Annotated in this window: 25 protein-coding genes; 7 read left to right on the forward strand and 18 right to left on the reverse strand. The window is 61.9% G+C overall.

What is annotated here, in order from left to right; all coding sequences use genetic code 11:
* Positions 1-127 precede the first annotated feature (127 nt).
* Both CAF74_RS19915 and CAF74_RS19920 read right to left on the reverse strand, forming a co-directional pair.
* Complete coding sequence (locus tag CAF74_RS19915; protein ID WP_085747478.1) at positions 128-469, reverse strand: hypothetical protein; 342 nt, start codon at positions 467-469, stop codon at positions 128-130.
* Positions 470-554: 85 nt separating this feature from the next.
* Positions 555-1,202 carry an ATPase gene (locus CAF74_RS19920; protein ID WP_085747479.1) on the reverse strand — a complete coding sequence of 216 codons (648 nt, stop codon included), beginning with the start codon at positions 1,200-1,202 and terminating at the stop codon, positions 555-557.
* A gap of 163 nt (positions 1,203-1,365) precedes the next feature.
* Between CAF74_RS19920 and CAF74_RS19925 the strand changes: the two genes are divergently transcribed.
* The 6 genes from CAF74_RS19925 to CAF74_RS19945 all read left to right on the forward strand — a co-directional run bounded on the left by CAF74_RS19925 (position 1,366) and on the right by CAF74_RS19945 (position 5,942).
* Positions 1,366-1,608: a hypothetical protein gene (locus CAF74_RS19925; protein WP_011333772.1), complete on the forward strand. Its 243-nt coding sequence runs from the start codon at positions 1,366-1,368 to the stop codon at positions 1,606-1,608.
* Positions 1,609-1,662: 54 nt separating this feature from the next.
* Entirely contained in the window at positions 1,663-2,694 is a 1,032-nt protein-coding gene (locus tag CAF74_RS19930) for an NAD(P)-dependent alcohol dehydrogenase (RefSeq protein WP_085747480.1), read from the forward strand.
* 153 nt (positions 2,695-2,847) lie between these two features.
* Positions 2,848-4,035 carry an MFS transporter gene (locus CAF74_RS19935; protein WP_085747481.1) on the forward strand — a complete coding sequence of 396 codons (1,188 nt, stop codon included), beginning with the start codon at positions 2,848-2,850 and terminating at the stop codon, positions 4,033-4,035.
* 104 nt (positions 4,036-4,139) lie between these two features.
* Positions 4,140-5,024 carry a LysR family transcriptional regulator gene (locus CAF74_RS19940; protein ID WP_085747482.1) on the forward strand — a complete coding sequence of 295 codons (885 nt, stop codon included), beginning with the start codon at positions 4,140-4,142 and terminating at the stop codon, positions 5,022-5,024.
* A 112-nt stretch (positions 5,025-5,136) separates the two neighbouring features.
* Positions 5,137-5,298, forward strand: a complete 162-nt coding sequence (locus CAF74_RS29280; protein WP_165369527.1) for a hypothetical protein — start codon at positions 5,137-5,139, stop codon at positions 5,296-5,298.
* A 53-nt stretch (positions 5,299-5,351) separates the two neighbouring features.
* Positions 5,352-5,942 carry a helix-turn-helix domain-containing protein gene (locus CAF74_RS19945; protein WP_162130482.1) on the forward strand — a complete coding sequence of 197 codons (591 nt, stop codon included), beginning with the start codon at positions 5,352-5,354 and terminating at the stop codon, positions 5,940-5,942.
* A gap of 65 nt (positions 5,943-6,007) precedes the next feature.
* Here the strand turns inward: CAF74_RS19945 and CAF74_RS29455 are convergent, their stop codons facing one another.
* Entirely contained in the window at positions 6,008-6,517 is a 510-nt protein-coding gene (locus CAF74_RS29455; RefSeq protein WP_085747484.1) for a hypothetical protein, read from the reverse strand.
* Positions 6,518-6,907: 390 nt separating this feature from the next.
* Between CAF74_RS29455 and CAF74_RS19955 the strand changes: the two genes are divergently transcribed.
* The gene (locus CAF74_RS19955) at positions 6,908-7,369 is read left to right on the forward strand and encodes a DUF3574 domain-containing protein (RefSeq protein ID WP_085747485.1); all 462 of its coding nucleotides are present in this window, start codon (positions 6,908-6,910) and stop codon (positions 7,367-7,369) included.
* Here the strand turns inward: CAF74_RS19955 and CAF74_RS19960 are convergent.
* The 15 genes from CAF74_RS19960 to benC form a co-directional block, all read right to left on the reverse strand.
* Positions 7,345-8,730 (reverse strand): APC family permease, encoded by a 1,386-nt coding sequence (locus tag CAF74_RS19960; RefSeq protein WP_085747486.1) that lies wholly within the window; start codon positions 8,728-8,730, stop codon positions 7,345-7,347. The genes CAF74_RS19955 and CAF74_RS19960 overlap by 25 nt on opposite strands.
* Before the next feature lie 42 nt (positions 8,731-8,772).
* Positions 8,773-11,160 (reverse strand): TonB-dependent siderophore receptor, encoded by a 2,388-nt coding sequence (locus CAF74_RS19965; RefSeq protein ID WP_085747487.1) that lies wholly within the window; start codon positions 11,158-11,160, stop codon positions 8,773-8,775.
* A 387-nt stretch (positions 11,161-11,547) separates the two neighbouring features.
* Positions 11,548-12,213 (reverse strand): sulfite oxidase-like oxidoreductase, encoded by a 666-nt coding sequence (locus CAF74_RS19970; RefSeq protein ID WP_085747488.1) that lies wholly within the window; start codon positions 12,211-12,213, stop codon positions 11,548-11,550.
* Positions 12,214-12,222: 9 nt separating this feature from the next.
* Positions 12,223-13,278 carry a substrate-binding domain-containing protein gene (locus CAF74_RS19975; RefSeq protein ID WP_085747489.1) on the reverse strand — a complete coding sequence of 352 codons (1,056 nt, stop codon included), beginning with the start codon at positions 13,276-13,278 and terminating at the stop codon, positions 12,223-12,225.
* A gap of 31 nt (positions 13,279-13,309) precedes the next feature.
* A complete protein-coding gene (locus CAF74_RS19980; protein ID WP_007955505.1) occupies positions 13,310-14,335 on the reverse strand; it encodes an ABC transporter permease in 1,026 nt (341 codons plus the stop codon).
* Positions 14,328-15,884, reverse strand: coding sequence for a sugar ABC transporter ATP-binding protein (locus CAF74_RS19985; RefSeq protein ID WP_085747490.1), 1,557 nt, complete (start codon positions 15,882-15,884; stop codon positions 14,328-14,330). Before CAF74_RS19985 ends, CAF74_RS19980 begins: the two co-directional genes overlap by 8 nt.
* 8 nt (positions 15,885-15,892) lie before the next feature.
* The gene (locus CAF74_RS19990) at positions 15,893-16,564 is read right to left on the reverse strand and encodes a methionine ABC transporter permease (RefSeq protein ID WP_074690781.1); all 672 of its coding nucleotides are present in this window, start codon (positions 16,562-16,564) and stop codon (positions 15,893-15,895) included.
* On the reverse strand, positions 16,561-17,361 hold the full coding sequence (locus CAF74_RS19995) for a methionine ABC transporter ATP-binding protein (protein WP_085747491.1): 801 nt from the start codon (positions 17,359-17,361) through the stop codon (positions 16,561-16,563). Before CAF74_RS19995 ends, CAF74_RS19990 begins: the two co-directional genes overlap by 4 nt.
* A complete protein-coding gene (locus tag CAF74_RS20000) occupies positions 17,358-18,167 on the reverse strand; it encodes a MetQ/NlpA family ABC transporter substrate-binding protein (RefSeq protein ID WP_085747579.1) in 810 nt (269 codons plus the stop codon). Before CAF74_RS20000 ends, CAF74_RS19995 begins: the two co-directional genes overlap by 4 nt.
* A 42-nt stretch (positions 18,168-18,209) precedes the next feature.
* Positions 18,210-19,262, reverse strand: coding sequence for an isopenicillin N synthase family oxygenase (locus CAF74_RS20005; RefSeq protein ID WP_085747492.1), 1,053 nt, complete (start codon positions 19,260-19,262; stop codon positions 18,210-18,212).
* 213 nt (positions 19,263-19,475) lie between these two features.
* Positions 19,476-20,390, reverse strand: coding sequence for a catechol 1,2-dioxygenase (gene catA / locus CAF74_RS20010; RefSeq protein ID WP_085747493.1), 915 nt, complete (start codon positions 20,388-20,390; stop codon positions 19,476-19,478).
* A 41-nt stretch (positions 20,391-20,431) separates the two neighbouring features.
* Positions 20,432-20,722: a muconolactone Delta-isomerase gene (gene catC / locus CAF74_RS20015; RefSeq protein WP_085747494.1), complete on the reverse strand. Its 291-nt coding sequence runs from the start codon at positions 20,720-20,722 to the stop codon at positions 20,432-20,434.
* A gap of 18 nt (positions 20,723-20,740) precedes the next feature.
* Positions 20,741-21,862 carry a muconate cycloisomerase family protein gene (locus CAF74_RS20020; protein ID WP_085747495.1) on the reverse strand — a complete coding sequence of 374 codons (1,122 nt, stop codon included), beginning with the start codon at positions 21,860-21,862 and terminating at the stop codon, positions 20,741-20,743.
* 22 nt (positions 21,863-21,884) lie between these two features.
* Positions 21,885-22,646 carry a 1,6-dihydroxycyclohexa-2,4-diene-1-carboxylate dehydrogenase gene (locus CAF74_RS20025; RefSeq protein WP_085747496.1) on the reverse strand — a complete coding sequence of 254 codons (762 nt, stop codon included), beginning with the start codon at positions 22,644-22,646 and terminating at the stop codon, positions 21,885-21,887.
* A 27-nt stretch (positions 22,647-22,673) separates the two neighbouring features.
* Positions 22,674-23,681, reverse strand: a complete 1,008-nt coding sequence (gene benC, locus CAF74_RS20030; protein WP_085747497.1) for a benzoate 1,2-dioxygenase electron transfer component BenC — start codon at positions 23,679-23,681, stop codon at positions 22,674-22,676.
* Positions 23,682-23,715 lie beyond the last annotated feature (34 nt).

Here is a 23,715-nt window from a genome sequence, read left to right on the forward strand (position 1 = left end):
CCGCTATCCAGCGTAGCGCCGACTGCGCCAAACGCCGGGCAAAAAAAGCCCCGCAAGGTGCGGGGCAAAGAATTGGTTGGTTGCGGCCAACCAAAGGAGCATCGTCAAAAGCGTTAACCGTCAGGCGTTACAGGCACTCCTGGGCAGCCCGTTCAAAACTCGACGGCAGGAAACTCGACGCCAGCAAGTGGCGCTCATATAAAAACACCTTGCCGCCGTCCTGTGCCTTGTAGGCTTCCAGGACGTTGTCCGCCGCCACCTTGCTCGGCACCACGATCCGGTAGCTGCGCTGGGTCTGCGAAACCGTCGGGTTCAGCGCACTGCCCTGCAGTTTCGGCACCACGCATTCGGCGTACTGGGCGGGCGTCTTGTGCGTCTGCAGGGTCAGCGTCGGGTCGTTTGGCGCAGAAGCGCAGGCGGTCAGCAACAAACTGGCAGAAGCCATGGCAGGGATAAAAAAGGCACGCATGGATAAAATCCTGAAAATAAAAAGTTCGGTTCTTCGGCAACGTTCAGTGTCACGGGCACTGCCGTTGCCGTTTTGCTTTAGGTGTTCAGCCTGCACTTACCAAGGCTTTGAGCGAGTCATCGAACTGCTTCAAGGCACTCAGTTGCAGGTCGCGCTGCTGTTCGATCCCGGCAGCGATTTCGGGCGCTGCCTTGTTGTGTACCCACACTGACGGCAGTTGCTTCTCCACCGCGCCTTCGGCCTTGCCGATGTATTGCAGGTTGGCGTCGTAGAAGCGTGCGGCGAACCGCGCTTCGACCTGACTGTTGCGTTGGGTCAGCAGACGGTTGTGAGTGTCGAGCATCACCACCACGTCCGGATGAGCCTGCACCAGCGCATCGAGGCTGTCGTAGACGGTCACCGAGAGAAACTGTTGTTGCAGCGAACTCATCAGCCAGTCGATGGCCAGTTCCGGATCGGAGCTGTCGACGAAGGCGTCACGGATCCGCGCATCGAGCGCATCCTTGGCACCGTTCACCGCCACATCGTGGTAACGCTCGAGGTATTGCAGGTTGTCCAGGGTGTTTTCGCTGTACAGCACACCGACGGTTTGCGAGTGCTGCAGCGCGGCGCTGCTGCCGGCGACGGGCAGAAAATGGCACGATTTGGCGTCGTCTGCGTAAGCCGGGGCTACGGTGGCGGCCACCCCGCCCATCAGCAGGGCGACTACAGCCAGTCGGGTCAAAGTCTTCATCGCGCAATTCCTTCAGCGGCGTGTTCGATGGAGGCGATTTTCCGCCCATCGGCGCCAAAGCAGAACTTGCGTTTCTTGATGGTCACTATTACTTGAACCAATAGTTGCGCGGCGTGCAGACTGCTGCACACTCAATCACAACGAAAACAGATGAGGATTACCCGTGCGAACCTTTGATCTGATCCGCGATGCCGTCCTGCCCGAATTCCGCGACCGGGTGGCCGAATACCTGGTCGAATACGAAACCGTGCTGGGCCAGTCAGCGAACGATTCAGAGTCGGTGCGGGCCGTGGCCAATCAGTTGCGCGGTTATCTGCGCGGCCTCAATACCACCCGAGTGCTGGGCATGGCGGATTGGGAAGAGCTCGACCGGCGCGTGCTGAACACCTGGCTAGCGCCCGCTTGATGACACGCTAGACTCTTCAGGCTGCGCCCGCAGCGCCAGACCTGGAGGTGTCCCATGAGCAATAACACCGAACCCACGACATTCACCGGCTGGGCCGCCACCTCGGCCGGCGCGCCGCTGGAGCGCTTCAGTTACGACCCCGGCCCGCTGGGGGATGAAGAAGTCGAAGTCGCCGTGGAGTACTGCGGCGTCTGTCACTCCGACCAGTCGCTGATCGACAACGACTGGGGCATCAGCCAATACCCGTTCATTCCCGGCCATGAAGTGGTCGGCCGCATCGTGCGCACAGGCCCGCAGGTGCGCGGCCTGGAAGTCGGCCAGCGTGTGGGGATCGGCTGGTACAAGGGCAGCTGCATGCATTGCTCGTCCTGCATCGGTGGCTCCCATCACCTTTGCGCCACCGCCAAACCGACGATCATCGGCAGCCATGGCGGATTCGCCGATCGGCTGCGCACTCACTGGGCGTGGGCGCTGAAACTCCCGGACAACCTCGACCCGGCCCTCGCCGGCCCGCTGTTCTGCGCCGGCTCCACGGTCTTCAATCCGCTGGTGGAATTCGACATCAAGCCGACCGACCGGGTCGGCGTGGTGGGCATCGGCGGGCTCGGTCACCTGGCGCTGCGCTTTCTCAATGCCTGGGGTTGCGACGTTACCGCGTTCACCTCTTCCCTGAACAAACAGGACGAAGCCAAACGCCTCGGTGCCCACAAAGTCGTCGCCTCCACCGACAGCGAAGCGCTGAAAGCGATTGCCGGCACCCTCGACTTCCTGCTGATCACCGCCAACGCCAACCTCGACTGGACGGCCATGCTCGCCACCCTGCGCGGCAAGGGCCGGCTGCACTTCGTCGGCATCGTGCCCGACGCGATTCCGGTGCACGTATTCAATCTCATCCCTCAACAGAAATCCCTGTCAGCCTCCCCGGTCGGCTCGCCTGCCACGGCGGCGACCATGCTGGAGTTCTGCGCGCGGCATCAGATCCTGCCGCAGGTGGAGGAGTTTCCGATGAGCAAAGTCAATGAAGCGGTTGATCATCTGCGCAGCGGCAAGGCGCGGTACCGGATTGTGTTGAACGCCAGCAAATGAACCCAAAGGCGCGTGAGTCAAAAACTCACGCGCCTTTTTTTGCGCTTGCTGAAGACCCATCAATATTTTTATACCTGCACGCCAAAAACAGAATTTCATTTATAGATACGCAATCCCTAGCCTCTCGCCATCGTCCACTTGCGAGAGGCTCCCATGCCATTTGTCATTTACATCTTCACCCTCAGCGCCTTCGCCCTCGGGCTCGCTGAATTCGTGCCGATCGGCCTGACCGAGGTGATGGCGCAAAGTCTCGGCGTTAACGTCGAGGCCACCGGCGCGACCATCACTGCCTATGCCTTGGGCGCTACCGTTGCCGCACCGATCTTCAGCGCACTGACCGCCAGTTGGTCACGCAAGAACGTAATGCTCGCCACCGCATTGGTGTTCAGCGCCGGCAGTCTGGCGGCGGCGTTTTCCAGCACCCTGACGCTGATGCTGATCGCCCGTTTTATCGCCGGTATGGGCCACGGTTTGTTCCTCGCCGTGGCGTCGAGCACCGCCGCGCGCCTGGCGGGTCCCGGCCGAGCAGGCAGCGCGGTCGCCGTGGTGTTTGGTGGTTTTACGCTGGCCATGGCCATCGGCGTGCCGATCAGCACCTATCTGGGCGGCGTGATGTCGTGGCGTCTGGTGTTGGCCGCCATTGCGCTGTTCGGTGCGATCGGCTTCTTCGGCTTGCTGTTCGGCATGCGCGATCCACTGCCGACCGCCGCCGACAGCGGTTCGGCCCTCGACAGTCTCAAGGCATTGTTCAATCGCAAGCTGCTGGCCGGTGCGCTGGTCACGGTGCTCGGTTACGCCGGCTCGTTTGTGGCCTACACCTACATCGCTCCGGTGCTGACGGATGTCACCGGCACCACCGCCGCCACCGTCGGCGTGTTCATGTTGCTGTACGGCGTGATGGCTGCGATCGGCAACGTGCTCGGCGGCAAACTCACCGACGCCTGGGGCGTCGACCGCGCGAGCGCCACGCTGATTGCCGGCATTGCGCTGGTCACCGCGGGCATGTGGGCGTTTTCCGGATCGTCGGTGTTGATGGGTGTGCTGGTGGCGTTGCTCGGAATGTTCAGCTTCGCGGCCGTACCGGCCTTGCAGGCGAGACTGATCGGGATTGCCGAACAGCATGCGCCTCACGCCCACGGCGTCGCTGCCGGCCTGAACATTGCCGGGTTCAACTCCGGCATTGCCCTCGGTTCGGTGGCCGGTGGCGTGACAATCAGCCAGATAGGCCTGAGCTATGTCGGCCTCACCGGCGCCGTGGTTTCGGCACTGGGCCTGCTGCTGATTCTCGGGCAGATGTCCGCGAGCTCCGCGCCGCGTTATCGTCCGGCTGACAACGCCTGACGAACCTTGCTTCGGGAAACGCTGCAACGGCGTTTTCCCGAGGCGAGCACGCCTGCCGCCCGCCATGGTAAAAACCAGATTCAGCCCCCGGACATCGCCAACCCATGAGCCATCTCACGCACCTGCGAACCTTCCTCGAAGCCTACCGCGCCAGGTCGTTTTCCAAAGCTGCCGAGCATCTGGGCATCACCCAGCCGGCGGCTTCGATGCACGTCCAGGCTGTGGAAGCGCTGGTGGGCAAACCGCTGTTCCATCGACTGCCACGAGGTGTCGAGCCGACCGAAGCCGCCGATGAGCTGGCCCGCTCGGTCGCGCCTTACCTGGACGGTCTGGAAAACAAGATCGCCTCGCTGCGCCCCGGCCTGCTCAAGGGCGGCACGATTCATCTGGTCGGCCCTTCGGATTTCATTCACTCGCAAGTCGCCGCCCGCCTCGCACCGTTGATGGATGAAGGATTCCTGCTGCGTTTTCACACCGGCACGAAAAAGCGCATCTACGAAATGCTCGAATCAAAACAGATCGATTTCGCAATCACCGCTTCCCTGCCCGACGAACAGACCCATGGGTTCGCCCATCTGCTGACCGAACGCATGCTGCTGGTCTACGCGCCGAGCCTGCTGGATCGCTTGGGCCAACACCCGACTCAGGAGCAACTGACCCAGGTGCCGTTGATTGCCTTCGACGAAGACCTCGCCCTGGTGCGCCCGCTGTGGTCGTCGATGTTCCAGATCGCCCCGCAACTGCAAGCGTCGCTGACCATTCCGGATCTGCGGATCATCAAAGACCTCGCCATCGGTGGCCACGGCTGGACGGTCCTGCCGGATTATCAATGTGCCGATGCGATTGCCGATGGCCGCCTGATTTCCCCGACCGTACCGGCTGAAGCGCCGGTCAACGTGCTGTACCTGGTGTGGCGCAAGAGCGCGTTGCAGAGTCCGAGCCGGGTGTATGTGCGGGACTTTCTGTTGAATGCATTCTCCCCGATGTGACAAACCAGCAAATAACCAGAAAGAATTAATAAATAAACAATCAGTATTTATCGTTATAAAAATCTCGGCGTACTCTCACCTCATCCCGTCATTGAACACAGTGAAGTGCGCCATGAAACCAACTGACAACCTGATCGACTTCGCCGTCTACCGCAAACGCCGCCACGCCCAGCAACAGGCCCGGCTGATGTGGGAAATGTATGCGCGCAATGCCGGTTATCAGGCTTGGCAGTGGGTGCAGGCCGCTCGTTCCGGCGAGACGCGTCAAGCGTGAACGCGCGTGAACCCTCGCGCTTTCTGGCGAGCGCCGATGAACCTGTGGTGGACCTGAACAACCTCGATTCCCTGGAAGAAGACCCGATCTGTGAACGTGTCGCGCAGAACCTGCAACGTCTGCGCGGCAAGCGGCATCTGTCGCTCGATGCCCTCGCCCGCCAGTGTGGCGTGAGCCGGGCGATGCTGGCGCAGATCGAATCCGGGCGCAGCGTGCCGTCGATCAAGGTGCTGTGCAAAATCGCCAAGGGTTTGAAGGTGTCGGTGGCGGCGTTTCTCGAACATCGCGCGTTTGAAGGCGTGGCCGTGTTGTCGGCGAGCCAGAGCAAGCGGCTGGTCAGTGCCAGTGGCGCCTTTGTCAGCCGCGCGCTGTTTCCCTTTGATGTGGCGCGCCAGTCGGAATTCTATGAACTGCGCCTGAGCCCCTTGGGCGAAGATCAATCCGAAGGCCACGGCCCCGGCGTCCAGGAAAATCTGGTGGTGGCTCAGGGCGTGCTGGAGATCAGCGTCAACGACGAGCGCTATCTGCTGTCGACGGGCGACTCGATTCTATTTTACGCCGACCAGCCCCATCGTTACCGCAACCCCGCCGACAGTGAAGCGGTGGCGTATCTGGTGGTCACTTACCCCGAACGCCTGGACTGACAAACAGACAACAAAAAGCCCGACCGGGAATCTCCCGGTCGGGCTTTTTCATGCGCTGGCGAAAATCAGCAGGTGCAGCACATCATCGGCATGCCGTTGCAGCTCATCATCATCGGCATGCTGCAGTCGTTCATCATCTTCATCATCAGGGCGCAGCAGTTCTTCATCATGTCCATGTTCATGCCCGGCATCGGCATGATTTTGCACATCATGCAGTCGGCCATCATGGTGCATTCCATCACGCACTTCATCGATGGCATCGGCATGCCCATCATCGGCATTGGCATCATCATGTTCATCATCGGCATGGCCATGACCGCCGGGGACATGCACATCATGCTCATGTTGCCGCAATGCATCATCATCGGCATGCCGCAGTCCATCATCATCTGCATCATTTCAGCGCTGTTCTTGAACATGGCCATGTCCATGCCAGCGGCCGGCATCATCTTGCACATCATGCCGTCGTCCATCATGTCGCAGCTCATGGTCGCCATCATCATCGGCATGCCCGTCATCGGCATCATCGGCATGTTGGCGTTCATCGGCATTTGCATCTGCATGGCGTTCATCATGGTGTAGCTCCCTGAGGATTAAGAACTGGATGAGAAGTTGATGGAGCGGATTCTAAGGATTGGGAAATCCGCAACAAGCTGTCCATCGAGCAGCAAAAAGTGCTGCTCAAACGCTTCAAGTGCAGCGTTCCGTGCGACTTGAACCGTTGCAGCAGCAGAGTAGACGCCATGACAGATCCGGCAAATGCGGAAGCAGGTTTTTGAATGTCATGGATATGCGATCCAACACCAAGCAAATAACTTAAAGAAATAATCGTTCTAACCAGCGGGCATTATTTTCACTGTGTTTGCTTATTCCATTAGTTCAGCAACGATCCACTTTTTAATCTTTTATTGCTATTAACCCTCCCCTCTATAATTCGGGACAGTTCTTAACAATAAGGAAGTTCCATGCCGCAACGTTTACTACTGGCAGCACTGTTCCTGGCGGTCGCCGGGTGTGCCAGCCCTCCTCCGGTTTCCGTGCATACCAAGGATCCCGCAAGTTCCACACTGCAAGGCGATGCCACACGACCGGCGCAGGCGCAGTGGGTGCGCACCGAGTTGTACTTCTCGGTGGGGCCGCTGGAAGGCAAGGAAGGTGTGGTGAGCCCGGCGCGCTGGCGCGAGTTTCTCGATCAGGAAGTGACGACGCGGTTCCCGGACGGGTTCAGTGTGTTGGATGCGTATGGGCAGTGGAAAGACCACGACGCGAAAGTGCCCGAGCGGCTGGCGACCAAGGTGATCGTGATCCTGCACGAAAGCGGGCCGAAGCGTGAGAGTGACATTGAGGCGATTCGTTTGGCGTATAAGCGGATTACGGGGGATTTGTCGGTGCTGCGGTTGTCTCAGCCGGCGGCGGTGTCCTTCTGATCCGAGGTCTTTTGCAGAGCCTGCCGAGGTGTCGACACCAGGCGGCTCAACCCGGCCAGCAAGAACGCCCCCACCAGCAACACCCCAATCCCCAGAAAAGCGCCGAAACCAACCACCGTCACACTGGAATACAGCATGTACACGCACAGCCCGAAGAACAACAGCGGCAAAACCGGATAAAGCGGCACCCTCACCGGCCGGGGCACCTCAGGAAAGCGCCTGCGCAGAATGATCAACGCGAGACTGCTCAAACTCAGAAACAGCCAGTACACCGGCGTCAGATACTCGACCATGGTGTTGAAACCGCTCTGGGTAAAACTGCCAAACACCACCAACACCAACGCCACCGCCCCCTCCGCCAGCAACGCCTTGCGCGGTACACCGTCACGCTCGTCCCATTCGCCAAATCGTCGCAGTTGCGGCACATCGCGGGCGGCGGCGTAGGTCGTGCGGGCGCCGACCAGCAAGGTTGAGTTGATAGTGGCGATGGCCGCGATGCCAACCATCAGCAGGATCAGCAGCACGCCCGGGGCACCGAAGGCGCGGTTCAACAATTCCACCGCCGGCGCGTTGCTCGCCGCCAGGCCTTCGAATCCCAACCCCTGGACGAACGCCCAGTTCAGCGCCAGATAGATCGCCATCAGCACTGTCAGCGCACCGAGCATGGCGATGAAGATGCCACGTCGACCGTCGCGCACTTCAGCCGATAACGTCGCCGCATCGCTCCAGCCGCCGAAGGCCAGAAACACGAAGATCATCGCCGCTGAAAATCCCGCCGCGCCCGTGTGTTCGGGCACCACCGGATCGCTGGGCAGCGTTGGTTCGATCCCTTGCCACGCCAGCCAGACTCCGGCGCTGGCAATGCTCAGGAACCCGAGAGCAAGCAGCCCGACCAACACCGTCTGAGTCATGAAACCAATGTGCTTGCCCGTCAGATTCAGCAGCACCAACGCAGCAATGATCGCACCGGCAAACACCCCTGATCCGTAATGCCCCAACGGCACGACCGCATTGAAGTAGTCGGCAAACATGAACGCCGACAACGCGATCCACCCGGTGTGCATCACCGAGAATCGCGACCAGGCAAACAGGAAACCCATACGCTCGCCATAAGCGGTGCGCAGGAAATGATAGTCACCGCCCGGATGCGGGAACGCGGTGGCCATCTCGGCAAAGCACAAGGCCCCGGCCATCGACGCCAGTCCGCCGAGCACCCAGACCCAATAGAAATGTTCCGGCCCGACGTTCAAGGCAACGGTCGGCGCGGTTTTGAGAATGTCGGTGGTGATGACCATGCCCAGCGTGATCAGCAATGCCTGGAACACCGGCAGGTGCCGCTTGGGGCCATTGGATTGAGTCATGAAGGTTCCCGCTGATGATCCGCCATCCATGGCGGAAAAGACTCAGAAGCCGTAAGTGGCGGTGGCGTAGTAATAAGCGCCGTTGGTGCCGATCGGCGAGAGCACGTCGTACGGCAGGTTGCCGCCGTAGTTGATGGCCGAGCCGGAGCGTTCCGGGTAGTTATCGGTCAGGTTGTTGCCACCCAGGGCGATGCTGAATTTCGGGGTGAATTTGTAGGTCACCTCGGCGTCCAGCTGCCACACCGCGCCGTAGGTTTGCTCAGGCTGCGAGTCGCCGAAATCGAACACCCGAGTGGTCTCGCCCTGACGGGTCAGACGCCCGAGCAGGCCCCAGTGTTCGCTGGTCCAGTTGGCGGAAAACACGAAGCGATCCTTGGGCGCGGCGTCGGTCAGGGTGTTGCGTTCCTCGACGCCGACCAGCGCGTCATTGCCGATCCCTAAGGCGGTCAGCTGCGACGGCGTGCCCTTGGTGCTGGTGACCTTGGTGTGGTTGTAGGTGTACGCGGTGGTCAGCCCCAGTTGCCCGTCGTAGAACGGCTGATGGTAGTTGAGCACCAGTTCGGCGCCGTCGGTGCTGGTGTCGGCGGCGTTGGTGAAGAAGTTGACATCGTGCACGCCCGCCACGCCGAAGTTGTCGTTGATGTAGCTTTCCAGCGCGTCGCTGCCGATTCGCTGCGACAGGGTGATGCGGTCTTTGACGTCGATGCGGAACACGTCGAGCGACGCATCGAAGCGTTCGTTCAACTGGAACGTCAGGCCGAGGCTGAAGTTCTTCGAGGTTTCCGGATCGAGTTTTTCTGCGCCCAGGGCACGGGCAATCGGATCGTTGACCGACAGCACGCGGATATCGGTGAGCGTGCCGCCGTCGCCGAAGTTGCTGGTGGTGTTCTGGAAGCCGCTCTGGGCCAGCGACGGCGCGCGGAAGTTGTTCGACACCGCACCGCGCAACGCCCATTGTTCGGTCAGCTTGTAGCGACCGCTGAGCTTGCCGGTGAGTTTGCTGCCGGCGTCGTCGTAATGTTCCCAGCGTGTGGCGGCATCGACGAAGAAACGGTCGGTGAGATCACCGGACAATTCGGCGTAAGTGCCAAACACGTTGCGATCCAGATCCGACTCTTCGCTCGGGCGCAGACCGTTGGCGCCATCGGCCCCGGAGCCGATGTAGGAGGCTTCGTCTCCGGCAAACGTCAGGTAATTTTCGTAGCGATATTCGCCGCCCAGCGCCAGCACGAACGAGCGACCGCCGAGGCGCAATTCACGGCTGAAATCCAGGTTGGTGGTGGTCTGGCGCAACTCGTAATCGCCGGTGTCGAAGCGGGTCGGCGAGTCCGCGCCGAGGCTGACGTTGAGGGTGCGACGGGTTGCCGATTCGAAGCGGTTGCGACCGTGGGTGACGCTGCTGTCGAAATCCCAGTCGTCGCCGATCAGGCCCTTGTAGCCGGCGGTAGCGGAGATGTCGGTGTTGTCGCCCAGCGATTGCGGCAAGTAGCCGTTAGGGTAGAACTGCGGCTGCTCGGACGGGTAGCGATAGAACTCGGCGCCGGTGGTGTGGCGTTCGTTGTAGGTGCCGAAGCTGTAGGCCTTGCCGCCGGCCAGCGGCAATTCGCCGTTGAACCAGGCGTTGACGTCCCGCGCCACGCCGTCGCCCATCACGTAGTTGCGCTGGCCCGGGGTGTCGGCGAAACCGTCGTAGCCGGCGCGGTTGGTCGGGTTGCGATCCTTGTACTCGGTACCGCCGCGAATGAACCCGCCCTCCTCACCCAGCCGCGTGCCGATCTTGGCGGTGGTCACGCTGTTCTGGCCGTCGGTGGTGGTTTTGCCGATGGCGTCCTGGTGGGTGTGGTAGGCGCCGTAGCTGGTGGACACTTCGCCGCCTTCGGGGGCGTCGTCGAGGATGATGTTGATCACCCCGGCAATCGCGTCGGAGCCGTACTGCGCACCGGCGCCGTCACGCAGCACTTCGATGCGTTTGATCGCGCTGATCGGGATCGAGTTGAAGTCCACCGGCGCCGTGCCGCGACCGATTTTCGACGAGTCGTTGACCACCGCCGAGGTGTGACGGCGCTTGCCGTTGACCAGCACCAGCACCTGATCCGGGCTCATGCCGCGAAGCTGCGCGGCGCGCACGTGGTCGGCGCCGCCGGAATTGGACTGGCGCGGAAAACTGAACGACGGCAACAGCGTCTGCAACGCCTGGCCCAGCTCGCCGCCACTGGCGCCGGCGGTCTTCAGGTCCTCGGCGGTCAGCACATCCACCGGCACCGGCGAATCCAGCACCGTGCGTGCGGTGCCCCGGGTGCCGGTGACCAGCACGGTGCCCAGCCGTGTGTCATCGTCGACGCGCGCGGAAGTCTCTTCGGCTTGCGCAGGAAGTTGCCAGATTGCACTGACAACAGCGATGGCGAGTAATGAACGCGAACGGTGAATCATGCGACAGCTCCTTGAATCGCAGTTAATAACCGGCCGCTGCCGAATCATGAAGTGTCGGCAATCGGTGCACGGCAATTTCTGCTGTAGTTTTGATATTCAGAAAGGCAGCCAAGTGTGTTGAGCAACTATCGGCTGTTAGAGCGCAAGAACCCCAAAGTTAGTAGAACCCCCTGTTTACCGATCCTAGACGAGCGGTCGCACGCCGCAAAAGAACCAATAACGCTTAGGTTATGCCCGACGAACGGAGTGTTGCCTGAGCAACACTTGTGTTTGCGCAACAACATGAACACCCAACTAACCAACAACTAATCACGCACGAAAACGCACTCCATGTTGTTGTAGAGAGCGTTATTAATCTGTGTTTTTTCGGTGCGAAGTTAGATGCCGTCAGTCGAATTCCTTTTCCCGCCAGGCATCTTCGGCAATGTCCAGCGCGTCGCCGCTGAAGCGCTGCTCAATGAACGGATCGGCGTGCAAATGAAAGCCGTTGCGCTCCCAGAAGCCCGGTTGTTCCTGATCGGTGAATTCGAGCCCGCGCAGCCATTTCGCGCTCTTCCAGAAGTACCGCCCCGCCACCACCAGCCGCAGCGGCCAGCCATGCTGCGCGGTCAGCGGCTGACCGTCGTAATGGGTGGCCAGCAGGCTGTCCGGGTGCAGCAGGTCATCGAGATGCAGGTTGGTCTGGTAATCGTGATCGGCGTGGGCCATGACGAAGGACGACGTCGGCCGGATGTCCAGGGCCTGCAACAGATCTTGCAGGTGCACGCCGCTCCAGCGGGTGTCGAATTTCGACCAGCGTGTCACGCAATGAATGTCGCATTGCAACGAGCGTTGCGGCAGCGCTTGCAGATCGGCGTAGGTCAGCTCGACCGGGTTGGCCAAGCTGCCAAACAGGCGCAGCGACCACGTCGCCAGGTCATAGGCCGGCACCTCACCTTCGTGCAGGATCGGAAAACGCTCCGTCAGCACCTGCCCCGGCGGCAGCCGTTCGCCCAGCGCCACATCGGCTTTCGGCGAACGGCTCTTGCGCAGGCGCGCAGCCTTGTCGTGCATGTCGGTTCCTCAGTTCGCCACGGGAATCCACGGTGCCCGCGCAACATTGGCGGTGTCACCGAAGGCCGGCAGTTTCTGCCCCAGGTCCCGTACGTTTTTCACGTCCAGATCCAGCAGTTGCTGACGGGTGATCAGGGTCGGCGGCACCAGCACCTTGGGCCCCGGATTTTCCCCGGCAATCAGCATCGCCAGACTGCGCACACTGATTGCCCCGGCGACTTGCGGATTGACCGCAGCGGTGGCGGCCCAGGCGCTGTCCGGTTCTTTCATGATCTGGATGTCGGCGGTGGAAATGTCGGCGCTGTAGATCTTCACTTTGCGGCTCAGACCCGCCTCATCGACGGCGATCTTCGCGCCTTTTGCGAACTCGTCGAACGGCGCAAAAATCACGCTGATCCCCGGATTGGCCCGCAACACGGCGCTGGCCTGATCCGCCACCGAGTTGGCAATCGGCGGATTGAGCGTGCCGAAGCGCGCCTTCTCGACGATCCCCGGATTGCTCGCCTTGACCTGGCTCCAGATCTCGTCGCGGCGCTCCATCGGCGTGAAGCCGCTGATGTAGACATACCCGGCGTCGAAGCGGGTGCCGTTGTCCTTGACCGCTTGATCGAGTGCCAGTCGCGCCAGTGCATGGTGATCCTGCTCGACCTGAGTCACTTGCGGCGTGTTCAGATCGACGTCGAACGCGACGACCTTGATGCCTTTGGCGAGGGCCCGATCAATTGGCCCTTTGAGGGTTTCCGCGAGCCCCAATTGCACGATGATCCCGTCGACACCGAGGTCGGCGGCCTGATCGATCATCTCGCCCTGACTGGCCGCCTGTTGCCGCGCGTCGAACACCCGCAGGTTGGCGCCCAGCGCTTCGGTCTGTTTCTCCACCCCGCGCAGATAGGCTTCAGGGAAATCCCCGGAGAACAGATAGCCCACCAGCGCGATCTGTACCTGACCTTTATCGAACGGCGCCGGCGCACCGGGCAAGGCCTTGGCCTGGGCATTGAAGGCCAGCGCCGAGAGCAGCGCCCCGGCGAGGCAATGACGTGCGAACTGTTTGATTGAACCGTGCATGGATCTTTCCTTGAAGCATCAATGAACCGGCTCAGCGCGCCCGATGCGCGAGGCCGAAGGTGAACATCAGGGCCAGCACCAGCACCAGTCCCTTGACGAAATCCTGCGCGTAATACGGCGCGTTGAGCATGGTCAGGCCGTTGAGCAACGAGGCCACCAGCAGCGCGCCGACCAGCGTGCCGAACGCGTTGGGCTTCTTCGCCCCGAGCACGGCAAAACCGATCAGCGCAGCGCCCAGCGCATCGAGCACCAGACCGTTGCCGGAGCTGACATCGCCGCGCCCCAATCGCGCCGCCAGCAGCAAGCCGCCCAGCGATGCGAGCAGCGCCGAGAGCACGTAAGCCAGCAACTTGAAGCGCTGTACCGGCGCACCGGCCAGACGCGCCGCCTGCTCGTTGCCGCCAATCGCATAGAACAACCGGCCGATGCGCGTGCGTTCGAGAAACAGCCACACCGCCACCGCGACCACCGCCGTGATCAACACCGGAACCGGCACGATGTCCCACAGTCGTCCTCGACCCAATGCCAGAAACACTGCGCTGAACGAACCCTCGGCTTCATCGCCGTTGGGTAAAGTCATGCCCACCGCAATCGAGCGTCCGCCCGTGGGAATCAGTTGCACGCCGATCACCAGGAACATGCTGCCGAGCGTCGCGAGAATGTCCGGCACACGCATCTTCACGATCAGCCAGCCGTTGAGCAGCCCGACCAGCGCGCCACCGGCCAGGCTGATCAGCACTGCCGGCACCGCGCCCCAGCCGAGCACCACCATCACGTAACTGGCGATCATCAGGCTCATGGCGGCCACCGCGCCGATCGACAGATCCAGCCCGCCCACGGCCATGGTCAGCGTCACGCCCAAAGCCAGCAGCGCGACAATCGACACCGATTGCAGAATGCTGAACAGGTTGCCAACGCGCAGGAACGCCGGTTCCGCCACACTGAAAAACACCACGATCAACGCCAGCACCCACAGCAGGCCGTATCGGATCAGCGCTTGCACGAAGCGCTCGGTCGGCGCCGGGGCGGATGACAACAGGGAACTCGAATCAGGCACTCGCTCTACTCCTTGGCGCGGCTTGAACAACAGAATTTTGCGGATCGCTGCCGGCCAGCGCCGCGACCAGGGTGGCGCGATCCAGCCCGGCACGCGGGTACTCGGCCACCACCGCGTGATCGCGCACCAGAAGGATCCGGTCGGCGATCTCCAGCGCTTCATCGACGTCCGAGCAGATCACCAGCGTGGCGCGGCCAGCGGCGCTATCGCGCAACAACTGGCCGATCTCGCGCCGGGCACGCACATCAACGCCCTGAAATGGCTCGTCGAGGATCAGCACCCGGCCCTCGCCAAGCAGCCAGCGACCGAGCACGACTTTCTGCTGATTGCCGCCGGACAACGCACTCATCGGCACATCGATGCCGGCGGTCTTGATTCCCAACGCTGAGACTTGCGCCTCCACCGCCGCCGCTTCGGCGCGGTTGCGGATGAAACCGCCACGGGTGAAGCGTTCGAGGAACGGCAAGGTCAGGGTTCGACGCAAAGAAAAATCCGGCACCAACGATTGGCTGGCGCGATCCTCGGCGGCGAAGAACACACCACTCTGGATCGCCTGCCGTGGCGAGCCCGGCTGCCAGTCAGCGCCGTCCAGTTGCAATGAGCCGGACACCGGTTTGCGCAGCCCGAACAGCACTTCGGCGATTTCGCTTTTGCCGGCGCCGAGCAATCCGGTCAGCACCACCACTTCGTTTTCGTGCAGGTTCAGATCAAAGGCCTGGGTGCGCGGCAGGACTTTTATGTCGCGCAGTTTCAGCACTTCACGCCCCGCCGCTCGCGGTGTGTAGACGTGAGCTTCCAGCGCCTGACCAAGCATCGCCTCCAGCGCCTCGGGCAATTGCCGGGCACTGAATTCACCGGCCAGTTGCCCGTCACGCAACACCACGGCGCGGTCGGCCACCCGTTGCAGATCGGACAACCGATGAGAGATGTACAGAATCGCCACACCACGACTGCGCAAGGTGTCGATCAGCCCGAACAGGCGCTGCGCTTCGGCATCCGACAGGGCCGCTGTCGGCTCGTCGAGAATCAGCAGGCGCGGTTGCAGGGCAAAGGCACGGGCCAGCACCACCAGTTGCCGTTCGGCCTGGCCGAGGTGCTCGATCGGTTGCTCGAGCGGCAGCACCAGACCGAGGCCGGCGGCGATGCTCGCGGCGCGCTCCAGCAGACGTTTGCGATTGAGCCAGAAGTCGGCGTCGGGGCGGCACAGTTCATCGAGCAGCAGGTTTTCCGCCACGCTCAATCCGGGCGCGATGCCTTCATTGATCTGCTGATGAACCGCGACGATGCCGAAGCGGCGCGCCGACAGCGGCGAACTGAAATGCCGGGGCTGGCCATCGATCCAGATCTCGCCGCCGTCGTGGGTCTGGCTGCCGGCGAGGATCTTCACCAGCGTCGATTTGCCCGCCCCGTTGGCGCCGAGCAGCGCCACCACTTCAGCGGGAAAAATATCCAGGCTGACCCGGTCCAGCGCCCGGTTCGAGCCAAAGGTCTTGCTCAGTTCACGTACACGAATCAGTGGTTCGGAGACCACAGCGACAGGCGCACCCATAAAATTCCTTAACGTCGATGAGCCAGCGAACGCACCAGTCGATCGCCCAGGCTTTGCACGCCCTGGACGAGGATGACCAACACCACGACGGTGGCGACCATCACTTCATTGTTGAACCGTTGATAGCCGTAGCGGATCGCCAGATCGCCCAATCCGCCGCCACCGATGACCCCGGCCATGGAAGAAAAGCCGATCAGCATCACCAGCGTCAGGGTGATGCCCGCCAGCAAGGCCGGCAGCGCTTCGGGCAACAACACTTTGAAAATCACATGGCGGATGTCACCGCCCATGGCGAGGATCGCTTCGATCCGGCCCTTTTCGACTTCGTCCAAAGCGTTCTCGACGATCCGCGCAAAAAACGGGAAGGCGCCGATGGTGATCGGCACCACGGCGGCGGTGCTGCCCAGCGTGGTGCCGACCACCAGCCGGGTCAGCGGGATCAGGGCAATCAGCATCACCACGAACGGCAGCGAACGGCCGAGGTTGATCACCGCGCCCAAGGCCTGATTGAGCCTCGGCAACGGGTACAGACCCTGACGGCGGCTGATGAACAGCAACACCCCCAGCGGCAAACCGATCAGTAACGTGAACAGCCCGGCGAGCAGCACCATGTACAGGGTTTCGCCAGTGGCGTTGAGCACCAGTTGCAGGATTTCATTCCAGTCGATCACGCGGTTCATGAGTGGGCCGCCCGTACGCCGTATTGCCGCAGAAAACTCAAACCGGGCGCGTCATGCCCCAGCGGCAAGCCGCAACTGGGGCGCAGTGAAGCACCGAGGGCGGACTGCGGATCGGCGAGCAATCGGGCCACCGGCCCCGCCTCCACCAGTTTTCCATTGGCCATGGACGCGGCGTGATCGCAGATCGACTTGACCACGTCCAGCTCGTGGGTGATCAGCACGATGGTCAAACCGAGCTGGCGGTTGATGTCGCGCAACAGCTCCAGAATCGACGCGGTGGTTTCCGGGTCGAGGGCGCTGGTGGCTTCGTCCGAAAGCAGATACGCCGGGCGCGCCGCCAGGGCCCGAGCGATGCCCACCCGCTGCTTCTGCCCACCGGACAGTTGCGATGGAAAGGCTTCGGCCTTGTCGCTCAAGCCCACCAGCTCCAGCAGTTCCCGAACCCGTTCATGGCGCTGTGATTTGGCGACTTTGGCGATTTCCAGCGGCACCGCAACGTTGTCGAACACGTTGCGCGAATGCAGCAGGTTGAAGCCCTGGAAGATCATGCCGATGCGCTGACGCTGGCGGCGCAGTTCGCTATCGGCCAGCACCGTGAGGTCTTCGCCGTCCAGCAGAATCCGCCCGGCATCCGGGCGTTCGAGCAGATTGAGGCAACGCAGCAGCGTCGATTTACCCGCGCCGCTGCGCCCGAGAATCCCGTAGATCGCCCCATCGGGAATGCTCAGCGACACCTGATCCAGCGCCGGGGTCGACGCTGACGGATAGGTCTTGCTCAACTGCTCGACGACGATCATGGCTTGACGTCCGCCACCGGGATCACCGAGCCCTTGAAATTCTCGGCGATGTATTTGGCGACTTGCGGCGAGGTCAGGTCCTTGGCCAATTGCTGGATGCGCGGATCGTTTTCCAGTTTCGGCGTGGTCACCAGAATGTTGGCGTAGGGGTTGTGTTCGGCCTTCTCCAGACCCAGCGCATCCTTGGCCGGCACCAACCCGGCTTCCAGCGCGTAGTTGCCGTTGATCACTGCCAGGTCCACGTCGTCCAGCGCGCGGGGCAGTTGCGGCGATTCGATTTCGAGGATCTTCAGGTGTTTCGGGTTTTCGGCGATGTCCTTGGGCGTCGCCTGATCGGCCGCCGGGTCATTGAAACCGGCTTTGAGTTTGATCAGGCCGTTGTCCTGCAACAGGTACAGCGCGCGGCTCAGGTTGGTGACGTTATTCGGTACGGCGACCGTGCCTTTGTCCGGCACCTGGGCGAAGGTTTTGTGGCGATGGGAATAGATGCCCAGCGGTTCGATGTGCACCGTGGCGGCCACCGCAAGTTTTTCACCGAGGGCCTTTTCCTGGGATTGCAGGTACGGCAGATGCTGGAAGTAGTTGGCGTCCACATCGCCGTGCACCAAAAGTTCGTTGGAGTTCACGCCCTGCGGGATTTCGATCACCTTGAGATTGAGCTGCGGATCGAATTTCTGGATGTACGCCAGAATCTGCGCATGGGGCACCGGGTCGGCGGCAACGCGCAATGGCTCCAGCGCTTGAGCGCCAAACGAAGTCACCAGCGCGCCGAGGACGGCCAGGGTCAGGCCTGCTTTTTTCAACACTGCTTTTTTCAACATGGGAAAAATCCTTTTGCAAGTGATAGATCAGGCGCTGGCGGTCTTGCGAAGCGGTGTCCGGGTATTCGACGCATCGGCGTAAAAGCGCTGCGCGACATCGGGATGGGAGCGCAGTCGGCCCTTCAGATAATTCCAGCCGACATCGCGGAACAACGGATTGAGCGGATCGCTGGCCGGACCCCGCGCCTCACGCAACAGCGCCGTCGGCAAGGGATAAAGCGGCACCACCGCATCCAGCTGCGCACCGAGGAAAAACGCGATGGACAGCCGCTCGCTGCCCACCGGTGGCGACACCACTCGATGCACCGTGGCGCGCAGGTAACCGTTGGTGGCCAGCTCCAGCAGCTCGCCGATGTTCACCACCAGCGTATTGTCCCGAGGCAGCGCATCGATCCAGCGCCCCTCTTCGATTTCCACTTGCAGGCCGGCCTGCTGGTCTTGCAGCAGGAAGCTGAGAAAGCCCGAATCCTTGTGCGCCCCGACGCCCTGATTGCTCGCCGTCGAGGCTTGCCCCGGATAGCGCATCAGCTTGATGTGTTCGTTGGGTTTGTCGCCGTACAACCGGTCAAAAGCGTCTTCAGGCAGCGACAGTGACTGGGCGAAAGCGCGCAGCAGACGCAGCGACATTAGGGTCATCGCCTGCTGCCAGTCGAGCAGCAGCGGCTTGAGTTGCGGCAACGCTTCGGGCCATTGATTCGGCCCTTGCAGCCGCGCCCACAGCGGACTGTCGGCGTTCAATGGCAAGACGTCGCGCTCGGCGCCCAGATCGAATTGCTCACGTTGATCGGGCTGGCCTCGAGTGATCTCGGACGCGGCGCGGTTATAACCGCGAAAGTGCGGCGAATTGATCATGCCGACGGCGGTTTTCTCGCTGTCGGGCAAGGCGAAGAACTGGCGCGCGTAGTCCTGCACTTGCTCGAGCAGGTTGGCGTCGATGCCATGGCCGGTCAGGTAGAAAAAACCCACATCACGGGCGGCGTGACGCAGGTCATCGAGAAAGGCCTGGCGTTGCGACGGCGTACCGTCGAGCTGGGACAGGTCGAGGATGGGTAATGCGGTGATATCTGAGGTGTGCGGCATGATTCACTCCCGTGTGAATCAAACCTGAAGAGTCCGTGATCGATTCAGCGTGTGCCGTCATGGCAATCGGGAGGTCTATCGGTTTGATGCTTTTGATTCGTCTATGGAACAAAACTAAACGATATTAAAAACACCGAACAAATATCTTTTTTGCATTAGCTTAGTTCCAACATTTTCCTGAAGAGAGGGAGCCATGGGCTCCCTCTCTTGCTGTCACGCTTCCTGCAACGCCCGTGGCCGTTGACTGCGCTGCTGCGCCGCCGCATCCGGCGCCTGCTGCAACTGGAAGTCGAACTTCAATTCGGCACGACGTCCCGCTGCATCCTCCAGAAACTCGACCTCCCCGACCAACCCTTCACGCGTCGCGTACGCAAAGTCATCCCACAGGTATTTGTCTCCCGACAGATTGATCTGCGTCGTCAGGTGCCGATGCCCCGGTGCGGAAATGAAGAAGTGAATATGAGCCGGGCGCTGGCCGTGGCGGCCGAGCAGGTCGAGGCATTCCTGGGTCGGGCCTTGCGGGTCGCAGCCATAACCGGAAGGCACGATGCTGCGGGCGCGATAGCGACCTTCGGCGTCGGTGATGATCCGGCGGCGCAGGTTGTAATCAGACTGGCTCTGATCGAAGAACGAGTACGTGCCCTTGGGGTTGGCGTGCCACAGGTCGACTGTGGCGCCAGCGAGCGGTTGACCCTGCGGATCGAACACCTGGCCTTCGAGGAACATTACGGTGGCGACGCCCTCCTCGCTGCCGTCGTCCATCCGGCATTCACCTTCGTACAGCGGCGCGCCGGCCACGTACAACGGGCCTTCGATGGTGCGCGGCGTGCCGCCGGTCAAGCCGATCTGGGCATCCTTGGCGTCTTGCAGCAGGTCGAGAAAATGCTCGAGGCCGAGGCCGGCCACCAGCAGTCCGGCTTCCGAGCGGCCGCCCAGGCGGTTGAGGTAATCGACGGCTTTCCAGAATTCGTCCTCGCTGATCTCAAGGTCTTCGATGATCCGGGCGGTGTCCTGCAACACTCGCAGGACGATGGTTTTCAGGCGCGAGCTGCCGCCATCGTTGGCGAAACCGGCGGCTTCTTCGAAGAATTTTTGCAGCTCGGCAGTGTGGGCAATCTTCACGGTCATGGTGTTCACCTCATCTTGTTGTTGTGGGGGCGAGTCCGGGCTCAGCGGTCGTCGGTGTGGATCGACGAGGGATGGCGGCAGAGGCCGTCGATCTCGATCTCCATGTAGGGAAACAGCGGCAGCAGCATCAGGGTGTCGTGCAGCGCTTCGACGCTGGGCACGTCGAACACGCTGTAATTGGCGTAGTGCCCGGCGATGCGCCAGAGGTGGCGCCACTGGCCTTCGCGTTGCAGGCGCTGGGCGAGTTCCTTCTCGTCGGCCTTGAGTTTTGTGGCAACGGCCGGGTCCATGTCGGCGGGCAATTTCACGGTCATTTTTACGTGGAACAGCATGGCGTTCTCCTTGGGGAATCAGTACCGGCGAAAGCGCGACAGGCGCTCTTCATCCAGCGTCAGGCCCAGGCCCGGGGTGCGTGGAATGTGCAGGTGAAAGTCGCGGTACTGCGGGCGCTCGGTGACGATGTCTTCGGTCAGCAACAGCGGGCCGAACAGCTCGGTGTCCCAGGTCAATTGCCTGAGCGTGAGGAACGCATGGGCCGAGGCCAGGGTGCCGACGGAGCCTTCGAGCATCGTGCCGCCGTACAGGGCGATGCCGGCGGCTTCGGCGATTTGCGCGGTGCGCAACACGGCGCGCGGGCCGCCGTTCTTGGCGATCTTCAGGGCGAAGACGCTGGCGGCGCCGTCGGCGGCGAGGCTGAACGCGTCCTCGACGCTTTCAATGGATTCGTCGGCCATGATCGGCGCCGGGCTGCGCTGGTTCAGACGAATCTGCCCGGAACGATTGACCCGCGAGATCGGCTGCTCGATCAGGTCGATGCCGTTGTCGCCGAGCACCTGACAGCCGCGAATCGCCTGGGATTCGTCCCAGTACTGGTTGACGTCGACCCGCACACTGGCACGCTCGCCCAGGGCTTTCTTGATCGCCACCACGTGTTTCAGATCCTGCTCCAGCGGGTTGGCGCCGATCTTCAATTTGAAGATCCGGTGCCGCCGCGCTTCCAGCATTTGCTCGGCTTCGGCGATGTCGCGGGCGGTGTCGCCGCTGGCCAGGGTCCAGGCCACTTCGAGGCTGTCGCGGACCCGGCCGCCGAGCAGTTCGCTCACCGGCAGGCCGAGGCGTTTGCCTTGGGCGTCAAGCAATGCGCTCTCGATGCCGGACTTGGCGAAGGTGTTGCCCTTGGCGACCTTGTCGAGCTTGTGCATCGCGGCGTTGATGTTGTCCGCGTCCAGGCCGATCAGCGCCGGCGCCAGGTGCGCGTCGATATTGGCCTTGATGCTTTCCGGGCTTTCGTAGCCGTAGGCCAGGCCGCCGATGGTGGTGGCTTCGCCGACGCCTTCGACACCGTCACTGCAACGCAGGCGCAGGATCACCAGCGTCTGGTTCTGCATCGTGTGCATCGCCAGTTTGTGCGGGCGGATGGTCGGCAGGTCGACGATGATCGCCGACAGGTTTTCAATCAGGATCCGGTTCATTTCAGTGTCCATTCAAGCGTGATCAACCGAGGTCCCCGCCACCGACCGGCAGGGTTACACCAGTGATATAGGAGGCGTCGTCCGAGGCGAGAAACAGGATCGCGCCGACCTGTTCATCAACGGTTCCGTAGCGTTTCATCAGGCTGCTATCGAGGGTTTGCGCGACGATTTCCTGATACCAGGCCTGCTCCTGCGCGGACTGTTCGGCGGTGTTGCGCGGGATGCGCCGGGGCGGCGCTTCGGTGCCGCCGGGCGCGGTGGCGTTGACCCGGATCCCGCGCTCGGCGTTTTCAAAGGCCAGGCAGGCAGTCAGCGCGTTGATGCCGCCCTTGGCCGCGCCGTAGGGAACGCGGTTCAGGCTGCGGGTCGCAATCGACGACACATTGACGATCGCGCCGCGCCCCTGCTTGAGCATGTACGGCAAGGCGGCGTGACAGCACCACAGCGTCGGGAACAGCGAACGGCGCACTTCGGCCTCGATCTGCTCGACGTCGTAGTGCTCGAACGGCTTGGCCCAAATGGTGCCGCCAACGTTGTTGACCAGCACATCCAGGCGCCCGAACGTATCGATGGCGGCGCTCATCACCCGGGCGCAATCGGCGTATTGCTCAAGGTCGGCGGTCAGCGACAGCACGCCCTCGCCTTGCAGTTCGTGAACCAGTTCGGAGCGGTCGACAGCAATGACCTGCGCGCCCTCCTCCAGCAAGCGCTCGCACACCCGGCGACCGATGCCTTGCGCCGCGCCGGTGACCAGCGCGACCTTGTTGGCGAATCTGTTGTTCATGACAACCTCGCAATTCAGAAAGAAGACTCAGGCCGCCGCGAATTTCTCGTAGTAGAAGTTCGCCGGCGTGATGCCCTGTTCGCGGATGTACTGGCTGACCGCCTCGACCATCGGCGGCGGGCCGCACAGGTACACGTCGACATCGCCTTCGTTGAGGTGTCGCGGTTCGATGTGCTGGGTGACGTAGCCCTTGAGCGGGTGCTGACTCTGCGGATTGGTCACACAAGCGCCGAAGCTGAAATTCGGGATGCGCGCGGCGAAGGCTTCGAGGCGGTCAAGCTCGACGAGATCAAAATCGTTGGTCACGCCGTAAATCAGGTGAACCGGATGCTCGCTGCCCTGTTCGGCGATTTTCTCCAGCATCGCCGTGAACGGTGCCAGCCCGGTGCCGCCGGCCAACAGCAACAACGGTCGCTTGATCTCGCGCAGGTAAAAACTGCCTAGCGGCCCGGCGAGATTCAGACTGTCGCCGGCCTTGGCGAGCCCGGTGAGGAAGCTGCTCATCAGGCCGCCGGGGACATTGCGGATCAGGAAACTGACCTCGCCGTTCTTCTGCAACGAGCTGAAGGAATAGGCGCGGGATTGCTCGCTGCCCGGCACTTGCAGGTTGACGTACTGACCGGGCAGGAACGCCAGTTTGCTCAGGGATTCACCCTTGAGCGACAGCGCGATGGTGCTTTCGGAGAGCTGACGAACATCGCTGATCGACGCCTGATAACTCGCCTGTTCGGTCTTGCACACCTGCGAGCCGACCGGCACCCGCACCACGCAGTCGCTTTCGGCGCGCATCTGGCAAGTCAGGACGAAACCCTGGGCCAGTTCGTCTTCACTCAAGGCGTCTTCGATAAAGTTGTCGCCCATGTCGTATCGCCCGGCCTCGGCGAAACACTTGCAGGTACCGCAGGCGCCGTCGCGGCAGTCCAGCGGGATGTTGATGCCTTGGCGGTAAGCCGCGTCGGCAACGGTTTCGTGGCCGGAGGCCTCGATGAAACGGGTGACCCCGTCTTCGAAATTCAGTGCGATCTGGAAACTCATGGTGCACCTCGCTCACAGCGTCGAGCCCGGCTCG

The sequence above is a fragment of the Pseudomonas sp. R45(2017) genome, assembly GCF_002112305.1.
Lineage (GTDB): Bacteria > Pseudomonadota > Gammaproteobacteria > Pseudomonadales > Pseudomonadaceae > Aquipseudomonas > Aquipseudomonas paraglycinae.